The 9,596-nt window shown below is 69.4% G+C and carries 7 protein-coding genes; 6 read left to right on the top strand and 1 reads right to left on the bottom strand.

Annotation, left to right across the window (positions count from 1 at the left end; genetic code table 11):
* Positions 1-120: 120 nt before the first annotated feature.
* Positions 121-1,131 carry a LacI family DNA-binding transcriptional regulator gene (locus DQ384_RS15240; protein WP_114029432.1) on the bottom strand — a complete coding sequence of 337 codons (1,011 nt, stop codon included), beginning with the start codon at positions 1,129-1,131 and terminating at the stop codon, positions 121-123.
* Between the two features lie 241 nt (positions 1,132-1,372).
* Between DQ384_RS15240 and DQ384_RS15235 the strand changes: the two genes are divergently transcribed.
* The 6 genes from DQ384_RS15235 (at position 1,373) to DQ384_RS15210 (ending at position 9,503) form a co-directional block, all read left to right on the top strand.
* The gene (locus DQ384_RS15235) at positions 1,373-2,671 is read left to right on the top strand and encodes an extracellular solute-binding protein (protein WP_114029431.1); all 1,299 of its coding nucleotides are present in this window, start codon (positions 1,373-1,375) and stop codon (positions 2,669-2,671) included.
* 64 nt (positions 2,672-2,735) lie between these two features.
* On the top strand, positions 2,736-3,698 hold the full coding sequence (locus DQ384_RS15230; protein WP_220182960.1) for a carbohydrate ABC transporter permease: 963 nt from the start codon (positions 2,736-2,738) through the stop codon (positions 3,696-3,698).
* On the top strand, positions 3,695-4,564 hold the full coding sequence (locus DQ384_RS15225; RefSeq protein WP_114029429.1) for a carbohydrate ABC transporter permease: 870 nt from the start codon (positions 3,695-3,697) through the stop codon (positions 4,562-4,564). The genes DQ384_RS15230 and DQ384_RS15225 overlap by 4 nt, the downstream gene beginning before the upstream one ends.
* Before the next feature lie 59 nt (positions 4,565-4,623).
* The gene (locus tag DQ384_RS15220; RefSeq protein ID WP_114029428.1) at positions 4,624-6,000 is read left to right on the top strand and encodes a glycoside hydrolase family 5 protein; all 1,377 of its coding nucleotides are present in this window, start codon (positions 4,624-4,626) and stop codon (positions 5,998-6,000) included.
* Between the two features lie 187 nt (positions 6,001-6,187).
* Positions 6,188-7,810 carry a glycoside hydrolase family 43 protein gene (locus DQ384_RS15215; protein WP_245966493.1) on the top strand — a complete coding sequence of 541 codons (1,623 nt, stop codon included), beginning with the start codon at positions 6,188-6,190 and terminating at the stop codon, positions 7,808-7,810.
* A 223-nt stretch (positions 7,811-8,033) separates the two neighbouring features.
* A complete protein-coding gene (locus DQ384_RS15210) occupies positions 8,034-9,503 on the top strand; it encodes an AAA family ATPase (RefSeq protein ID WP_114029426.1) in 1,470 nt (489 codons plus the stop codon).
* The last annotated feature ends 93 nt before the right edge of the window (positions 9,504-9,596 follow it).

Genomic DNA, 9,596 nt, shown 5'->3' with positions numbered 1-9,596 from the left:
AAGTTTCAGAAGATTTACGAGACCTTTCGCGCCCTGAAACCTAAGTCCGATCGAACCAGGCGTCAATACCTCAAAAACCACCCGGCCGGCCGTCGAAACCTTTCGGAAGAGGAGAACCGGCTACCGGGGAGGCGCCGTGCTGTCGCGGATCACCAGGTCGGTGGCCAGTTCCACCCTGCGCGTCTCGGGGGACTCGCCCCGCGAGATGTCCAGCGCCATGCGGGTCGCCAGCGCCGCCATCTCCTCCAGCGGCTGGCGGATGGTGGTCAGCGGGGGCCACGCCGAGCGGGCCAGCGGCAGGTCGTCGAAGCCGACCACGCTCAGGTCGTCCGGCACGCGCAACCCGGCCCGCCGCGCGGCCTCGAACACCCCGAACGCCTGCATGTCACAGCCCGCGAAGATCGCCGTCGGCGGGTCGGGCAGCTCCAGGAACTCCTTGCCGAAGACGTGCCCGGAGCCCACCAGGAAGTCGCCGTAGCGGATCAGCGCCGGGTCGACGGGGACGCCCGCGGTCTCCAGGGCCGCGCGGTAGCCGTCGATGCGCGCGCGGCTGCACAGCATCTCGGGCGGCCCGCCGATCATGCCGATGCGCCGGTGCCCGAGCTCCAGCAGGTGGCGCGTGGCGGCGAGCCCGCCGTGCCAGTTCGTCGCCCCCACCGAGGCGACCTCGGCCGCGGGCTCGCCCTCGGGGTCGACGATGACGAACGGAATGGAACGCGCCACGAGCTGGCCGTGCTGGCGCCGGGTCAGCCGCGAGGCCACCAGGACGACGGCGTCGGTGCGCCGGGCGGCGATGCGGTCCAGCCAGTCCCGGCCCGGGCCCGCGTGGGTGTGCAGGACCGAGACGACGACGGCGGCGTCGGCCTCGCGGGCCGCGGTCTCGGCGCCCCGGATGATCTCCATCGCCCAGGGGCTCTCCAACTCGGCGAACACGACGTCGACGAGGCCGACCGGGCCGTCGCCCTGGCCGACGCGCCGCTTGTAGCCGTGCTCGTGCAGCAGGCGCTCCACCCGGCGGCGCGTCTCCGGCGCGACCTCGGGACGCCCGTTGACGACCTTGGAGACCGTGGGCACCGAGACGCCGGCCTGCTCGGCGATCAGGGCGATCGTGACCCTGCTCTTCGCTGACATGGGAAGGAGTTTATCCGAAAGCTTTCGGCTTCCGCGCGGCACCCCGTGGAGGCGCGCGATTCCCGCCCATATGCGGTCCCCCGCGGCTCGCTGCTGTTACGGGAAGGCTATTGACGGGTTACGCCGCGCTTACGTACTCTCCGGGTCACGAAATATTCGGGGTGAATGTGAAACTTTCAAGGCGCCGACGCGAGTTCTTAGGACTTCCCGGCGCGGTGTGAATGAGGAAGGGGCCAGCGACATGGCGTTGGGTCGGCGGAAGGCGGTGACCCTGGCGGTGGCCGCGCTCCTCATCGGAGGAGTCGCGGGCTGTGGGGGTGGGGGAGGCACGGGCGACGCTGCAAGCGGTTCCGCCTCCTCCGGCAAGGTCACGGTGGAATGGTGGAACATCTCCACTTCCGAACCGCTCAAGTCGTTCTGGGTCCAGAAGGTCAAGGAGTTCGAGTCCGCGCACCCCGGCGTGACCATCAAGAACGTGCCCATCGAGAACGAGGCGTTCAAGGCGAAGCTCTCGACCGTCACCCAGTCCGGCAAGACGCCCGACATCTACACGACCTGGGGCGGCGGAGTTCTGAAGCAGCAGATAGACGCCGGGCTCGTCAAGGAGCTCACCACCGACGCCGCGTCCTGGCTCGGCGACTTCACGCCGGCGGCGATGCAGGCGTACCAGTTCGACGGCAAGAGCTACGGGGTCCCGTACGACATCGGCATGGTCGGGTTCTGGTACAACAAGGCGCTGTTCACCAAGGCCGGCGTCACCACGCCCCCGGCCACCTGGACCGAGTTCCTGGACGCCGTCAAGAAGCTCAAGGCCGCGGGGGTCACCCCGATCGCGCTGGCCGGCAAGGAGAAGTGGCCGGGGCACTACTACTGGGCCTACCTCGCCATGCGCATCGCCGGGCTGGACGCCCTCAAGCAGGCCGCCGCCGACCACGACTTCACCAAGCCCGGCTTCGTCGCGGCCGGCACCCGGCTCAAGGAGCTCACCGACCTGCAGCCCTTCCAGAAGGGCTTCCTCGGCGCCGGGTACTCCACGCCGGACGGGCAGGCGGCGACCGTGTCCAACGGCAAGGCGGCCATGGAGCTCATGGGGCAGTGGGCCCCGGTCGTCCACAAGGACGCGGGCAAGGGTCTCGGCGACGACCTGGGCTTCTTCGGGTTCCCCGCCGTCGAGGGCGGCGCCGGATCGGCGACGGACGTCTTCGGCGGCGGGGGCGGGTGGGCGCTGGGCGTGAACGCGCCGCCCGCGGCGACCGAGTTCCTGAAGTTCATCTCCAGCGCGCAGGTCCACCGGGCGGCCGTGGAGACCGGGGCTCTGCTGCCGGTGCTCAAGGGCGAGGAGGACGCGGTCAAGGACCCGAACCTCTCGGTCGTCGCCAAGGCGCTGGCGGGCGCCACCGGGTTCCAGCTCTACCTGGACCAGGCGTACCCGCCCGCGGTGGGCCAGGAGGTGAACGACAGCGTGGCCGCCCTGATCGCCGGGTCCAAGAGCCCGGAACAGGTCGCCCAGGCCATCACCGACACCGCCGAATCCGAGTAGGACGGATGCGTCGCGACCAGGGCGGAACCAGATGACACCTCCGGCGCTCGCCGACGAGCGACGCATGACCAGGACGGGGCCGCCGCGTGGTGCCGGGCCCGCGGCAGCCCCGTCCGCCCGCCGCCGCCGCTTCAGGCTCCTCGGGACGATCACGCTGTTCCTGCTGCCGGCCCTGGTGCTGTTCGCCCTGCTGGTCCTCGCGCCGATCGCCGTCGCCGTCTACACCAGCGCGTTCAAGTGGAACGGCCTCGGCGGCCTGCCGCGGAACTTCGTCGGCCTGGACAACTTCACCCGCATGTTCGGCGACGAGGTCTTCGTCGGCGACCTGCGGCGCGGGGCCCTGCTCATCGCGCTCTCGCTGGTGATCCAGCTCCCGCTCGCGCTGGCCATCGCCATGCTGCTCAACCAGAGGATGCGCGGCCGGGCGGTCTACCGGCTGCTGTTCTTCGCCCCGTACGTGCTGTCCGAGGTGATCACCGGCGTCCTCTTCACGATGATCTTCTCGCCGGACGCGGGCCTGGCCAACCAGATCCTCGGCCTGGCCGGCATCGACGGCCCGCAGTGGCTCGCCGACCCCTCACTCGTCATGATGACGCTCTTCCTCGTCATGACCTGGAAGTACTTCGGCTTCCACATGATCCTCTACCTCGCCGGGCGGCAGGGCATCCCCAAGGAACTGGGCGAGGCCGCCGCGATCGACGGCGCGGGCCCCTGGAAGCGGTTCCGGTACGTCACCCTCCCGCTCCTCGGCCCGACCATCCGCGTCAGCGTCTTCCTGTCGGTCATCGGGGCGATCCAGCTCTTCGACCTGGTGTGGGTGCTGACCGCCGGCGGGCCGATCCACTCCTCCGAGACGATGGCCGTCACGATGTTCCAGTTCGGCTTCAAGCGCTCCCAGATCGGCTACGCGAGCGCCGTCAGCGTCGTGATGTTCGTGATCAGCCTGGTCTTCGCGCTCGGCTACCAGCGGTTCGTCCTGCGCCGCGACACCGAAGGAGCGATCACCACCATGCGAGCCCAGCGATGACCGCCCCCGCCTCCGCGCACGCCAGGCCCGCGCGGCGCCACCCGCTGTGGTGGCTCAGGCCCGTGTCCCTCCAGGCGATCGTGATCGTCCTCGGCGCGTTCATCGTCGTGCCCCTGCTGTTCGCCCTGGTCGGCGGCTTCAAGGACACCGCGCAACTCTCCACCAACCCCTTCGGCCTCCCCTCGCCGTGGGTCCCGGAGAACTACACCGACGTGCTGTTCTCCGGAGGCTTCTGGCGTCAGCTGCTCAACAGCACGTTCATCGCGGTGGCGACGACGGCCATCGTCGTGGGGCTCTCGTCCATGGCGGCGTTCGTGTTCGCCCGCTTCGCCTTCCGCGGCAGGGAACTGCTGTTCACGCTGTTCACGGTCGGGTTGATGTTCCCGTTCGCCGTGGCGATCCTGCCGCTGTTCGTCCTGCTGCGCACGCTCGGGCTGCTGGACAACCCGCTCGGGGTGATCCTCCCGCAGGCCGCCTTCGGGCTGCCGATGACGATCATCATCCTGCGCTCGTTCTTCCGGAGCATTCCACGCGAGGTGGAGGAGGCCGCGACCATCGACGGCTGCACGAGCTTCGGCTTCTTCTGGCGCATCCTGCTGCCGCTCGCCCGTCCCGCCCTGGGCACCGTGTCGGTGCTGGCGATCGTCACGAGCTGGAACAACTTCTTCCTGCCCCTGGTGATCTTCAACGACCCGAACTGGTGGACCGTCCCCCTCGGCGTCCAGCAGTTCTACGGCCAGTACTCCTCCGACACCGCCCGCATCCTCGCCTACGTCGTGCTCGCGATGGTGCCCGCCCTCGCGTTCTACGCGGTCGCCGAACGCCAGCTCGTCGGCGGCCTGACCGCGGGGGCCTCGAAGGGATGACCGCTCCGCGAACCATCCATACGGCTTCTCGCCAAGGAGCTTCTCCTCAAGGAGTCCTGATGACCCTGCGTGTGTCCGGATCCCGCCTCGTCACGGCCGACGGCACCCCTGTACGCCTGCGCGGGGTGGGGCTCGGGGGCTGGTTGAACATGGAGAACTTCATCACCGGCTACCCGGCCAACGAGTCGGCGATGCGCGAGGCCGTGACCGGCGCGCTCGGCGAGCGGCGGGCGGAGCTGTTCTTCGACCGGCTGCTGACGTCCTTCTTCGGCCCCGGGGACGCCGCCCTGCTCGCGGGCATGGGCGTCAACTGCGTGCGCATCCCGGTCAACTACCGGCACCTGGAGTCCGACGACCGGCCGATGGAGATCGTCCAGGAAGGTTTCCGCCACCTGGACCGCGTCGTCGACCTGCTCGGCTCGCACGGCATCTACAGCGTCATCGACCTGCACGCGCTGCCGGGCGCGCAGAACCAGCACTGGCACTCCGACAACCCCACGCACGTGGCGTCCTTCTGGGCGCACCGGCACTTCCAGGACCGGGCGGTCCACCTGTGGGAGGCCATCGCCGACCACTACAAGCAGCACCCGTGGGTGGCCGGGTACAACCCGGTCAACGAGCCGGGTGACGCCGGGGGCCGCGTCGTCGGGCCCTTCTACGACCGCCTGGTCAAGGCCGTGCGCGCGGTCGACCCCTCCCACGTGCTGTTCCTCGACGGCAACACCTACTCCACCGACTTCTCGATCTTCCGCGAGGTGTACGAGAACACGGTGTTCGTCTGCCACGACTACGCGCTCGCCGGGTTCGCCCACGGCGGCCCGTACCCCGGGTACACCCGCGGGGAGTGGGTGGACCGCGACCAACTGGAGCTCACCTTCGAACAGCGGACCCGCTTCCAGCGCGAGACGGGGACCCCGCTGTGGGTCGGGGAGTTCGGTCCGGTCTACACCGGCGACCCCGCCGTCGACGAGCAGCGCTACCAGATCCTGGCCGACCAACTGGAGATCTTCGACCGGTACGAGGCCGGCTGGTCGCTGTGGACGTACAAGGACATCGGGCTCCAGGGCCTGGTCCACGCCGACCCGGCCGGGCCGTACCTGTCCCGTTTCGGGGAGTTCGCGGCGAAGAAGAAGCGGCTGGGCGCGGACCGGTGGGGCTCCACGATGGAGGAGTCCGGGGACGTGCTCACGCCGCTGCACGCGCTCGTGGAGACCGAGTTCCCGCTGTGGGACCCCTACCCGTGGGGCGCCCGCTACCAGGTGGACGACCTGATCCGGCACATCCTCCTGGCCCAGGCCCTGCTGCCGGAGTACGCCGCGCTGTTCGCCGGCCTGGACGAGGACGCGCTCGTCGCCCTGGCCGACTCCTTCGCGCTCGACGGCTGCGTCCGGCGCACCCCGTTGATCGACCTGCTGACCGCCAACCTGACCCGCTGACCACCACCTGAGCTTCGAGGTCGGCGACGCGACCGGCACCGCCCGTACGGGCGCCGTGACATGGAACGACTCCTCCGGCCGGTCGTACCTCAGCACGGCCGGCCGGGGAGTGCTCGAACCGGCCAGGGAGAACTCGGACGCCACGGAGAAAAGGGCGCGAGTGCCGACGAGAGAAAGGGCGCGAGTGGTGCGCTTCAGCAACCCGATCCTGCCGGGGTGCCACCCCGACCCGTCGATCTGCCGGGTCGGTGACGACTACTACCTGGTGACCTCGACGTTCGAGTGGTTCCCCGGCGTGCCGATCTTCCACAGCAGGGATCTGGCGCACTGGCGGCGGATCGGGCACGTGCTCGACCGCGCCTCCCAGCTGTCGTTGGACGGCATCCGTCCGAGCGGCGGCATCTACGCCCCCACGCTGAGGCACCACGACGGCGTCTTCTACATGATCACCACCCTGGTGGACGGGCTGATGGAGTCCGGCAACTTCGTCGTCACCGCCACCGACCCGTCGGGGCCGTGGAGCGAGCCGCACTGGCTGCCCGACGCGGAGGGCTTCGACCCGTCGTTGTTCTTCGACGACGACGGCCGGGCGTGGGCGCACGGCACCCGCCCCGCCCACCGCCCCGCGTACGAGGGCCACACCGAGGTCTGGCTGCGCGAGCTCGACCTCGACGGCATGAAGCTGGTCGGCGAGGAGCACGTGCTCTGGGACGGGGCGGTCAAGGGGGCGATCTGGTCCGAGGCGCCGCACATCTACAAGGTGGACGGCCGCTACTACCTGCTGACCGCCGAGGGGGGCACCGCGCACGACCACGCCGTCATCGTGGCCCGCGCCGACGCCGTCACCGGGCCGTACACCGGCAACCCGCGCAACCCGATCCTCACCCACCGCACCCTCGGCCATGACCACCCCATCACCTCCACCGGCCACGCCGACCTCGTCCAGACCCCCGCCGGCGACTGGTGGACGGTCCTGCTCGCCATCCGGCCGTACGGCGGCCACGGCCATGACCGCGTTCTCGGGCGGGACGCCCTTCCCGTCACCCGGCCTGATGACTCCACCGCCGTCCCGCCGCGAGACGGCGGCTACCACTACAACCTGGGCCGGGAGACCTTCCTCACCTCCGTGCGATGGGAGGACGGCTGGCCGCTGCCCGCCCAGGTCCGCGAGTCCGCCGAGGCCCCCGCCCTGCCGCCCCGCCGCTGGCCGGCGCCCCCGGCCTGCGACAACTTCGACTCCGAACTGCTCGCACCCGTCTGGAGCCACCTGCGCACGCCGCGCGAGCCGTACTGGACCCTCACCGAACGCCCCGGTCACCTTCGCCTGTGCACCCGCCCCGAGTCCCTGTCGGAACGGGCGAACCCGAGCCTTGTCGCCCGGCGCCAGCAGCACGCCCACTTCGCCGCGCACGCCGCGATGGAGTTCACCCCCCGCGCCGCCGAGCGCGCCGGGCTCGCCCTGGTCCAGAACGATGCCCACCACATCCTGCTGGTCCTGACGGCGGACGGCCTGGTCGTGATCAGAAGGGAAGCGGGCGAGGACCAGACGCTCGCCCACGCGGCCGTCCCCCCGGGCAGGATCTGGCTCGGCGTCGAGGCCCACGAGCAGGATTACCAGATGTCCTACGCCGTCCGCCCCGGCGACTGGCACCCTCTCGGCGCCCCCGTCGACGGCCGCGTCCTCAGCACCTCGACCGCCGGTGGCTTCATCGGCGCCTACATCGGCCTCTACACCACCTCAGAGGGCACCCCCACGACCAACACCGCCGACTTCGACTGGTTCGAATACCGCGAACTCCCACCCCAGTGACGGTCCTCCGGGCGCATCAAGCGTTGCCGTAAGGAATATTTCGTGTACGGACAGTCATTACGCTCGACCGTGGCCGTCGACACGAACGTCGTCTCAGGCATTCTCCCGGACGCCCTCACCATCTCTACGGCTCCGGAGTCCGGAGCAGCTATGATAGCTGCAACTATCATAGCCAGCACGCCCGCTGTTGGTTCGTCGTCATTGACCCTGGAGAGGCCTGTCGTTGCTGCGGAAGCCGGAGCGATTGTTCGGCCGAGACACCGAATGGGACGATCTCGCCGACTTCATTGCATCCCCCTCGCCTGGAGCGACTCTGGGGCTGGTGTACGGCCGGCGTCGGCAAGGCAAGACCCTGATGCTCGAACTGCTGGCCCAGCAGACCGGCGGGTTCCTGTTCGGCGCGACCCAGCAGACCGAGACGCAGAACCTCGCCGACCTCGGGGTGGCCTATGCCGCCTATCGCGGGCTGCGCCAGCCCATCATCTTCCGCACATGGCGGGAGGCGATCGACGAACTGCTCCGGATCGGGGAGGACCAGGCCACTCCTCTTATCATCGACGAATTCCCCTACCTCGTCTCGGCCACACCCGCGCTGCCCTCCTACCTCCAGCAGGCGCTCAGCCCGCTCGGGTACGCCAAGGAGCGCACCCGAACTCGGATGATCCTCTGTGGCAGCGCCCTGACCACGATGGCGCAACTGCTCGCCGGCGGTGCGCCCCTGCGCGGGAGGGCGGCGATGGAGTTGATCGTGCGGCCCTTCAGGTTCCGCGAGGCCGCCGCCTTCTGGGGCGCGGATCACGATCCAGAGCTGGCGTTCCGACTGCACGCTCTGCTCGGTGGAACCCCCGCCTATCTGGAGATGAGCGGCGGATCCGGACCCTCAGAAAAGGGTGAGCTCGACCGCTGGGTTCAGCGACGCCTGCTGAACCCGGCCTCCGCGATGTTCCGTGAGGGTGCCCTGCTGCTCCGGGAAGAGCCTTCCATCACCGATCCGACCTCATACTCCGCCACCCTCAGCGCCATCAGCGCCGGCAGCCACCGGCGGTCGGAAATAGCAGCGGCACTCGGGCGGCCCAGCAGCGCACTCGCCCACCTGCTGACCGGACTGCAGGACATCGGCTTGATCGAACAGATCGACGACGCCCTACGTGGCAAGCGCAGCGTCTTTCGGATCGCCGAACCCGTCGTACGGCTGCATCAGCTCCTCATCCAACGCCACGAAGCCGAACTGATCGCGGGCTACGCGGATCGTGTCTGGCGTGCGAACTCGGACACCGTCGCCTCTCGGATCTACGGTCCCCACTTCGAGGACCTCGCACGGCAGTGGTGTTTCATGCACGCGGCGCCTGAAACGCTCGGCGGCACGGCCACCGCTGTACGTCCCACGGAGTTGCCGTGCCGCGAACACCGCCAAGGCCACGAACTCGATGTCGTGGTGACGGAGACAACCTCCTTCGCCGCCGACCGAATCATCGCGATCGGCGAGGCCAAGAGCACCGAGTCCCCCGTCGACACCCCTGAGCTGGAAAGATTGGAGCACCTGCGCGGCCTGTTGCCCAGCGCCAAGGTAGGCGCCCTTCCCAAGCTCCTGCTGTTCTCCCGTTCCGGCTTCTCAGCCGCCCTCGCTCGACATGACGCCCGACGCTCCGACGTCGAACTCATCGACCTGAAGCGCCTCTATACCGGGGCGTGAGCAACTGGTCAGGTGGGTTGCCGTCACCCGGTAGCAGCGGTGCGTGACAGCGAGAACGGCAACGTGGTCGTGATCATCGACTGCGGCCAATGG

The organism is Sphaerisporangium album, assembly GCF_003323745.1.
Classification (GTDB): domain Bacteria; phylum Actinomycetota; class Actinomycetes; order Streptosporangiales; family Streptosporangiaceae; genus Sphaerisporangium; species Sphaerisporangium album.
Note: the sequence above shows the minus strand (reverse complement) of the source record. Positions and strands in the feature narration are given on the sequence as shown.

What these genes read in the sequence shown, in the direction of transcription:
- DQ384_RS15240 (WP_114029432.1), bottom strand. Translation starts at nt 1,131, where the DNA reads ATGTCAGCGAAGAGCAGGGTCACGATCGCCCTGATCGCCGAGCAGGCC.
- DQ384_RS15220 (WP_114029428.1), top strand. Translation starts at nt 4,624, where the DNA reads ATGACCCTGCGTGTGTCCGGATCCCGCCTCGTCACGGCCGACGGCACC.
- DQ384_RS15235 (WP_114029431.1), top strand. Translation starts at nt 1,373, where the DNA reads ATGGCGTTGGGTCGGCGGAAGGCGGTGACCCTGGCGGTGGCCGCGCTC.
- DQ384_RS15225 (WP_114029429.1), top strand. Translation starts at nt 3,695, where the DNA reads ATGACCGCCCCCGCCTCCGCGCACGCCAGGCCCGCGCGGCGCCACCCG.
- DQ384_RS15230 (WP_220182960.1), top strand. Translation starts at nt 2,736, where the DNA reads ATGACCAGGACGGGGCCGCCGCGTGGTGCCGGGCCCGCGGCAGCCCCG.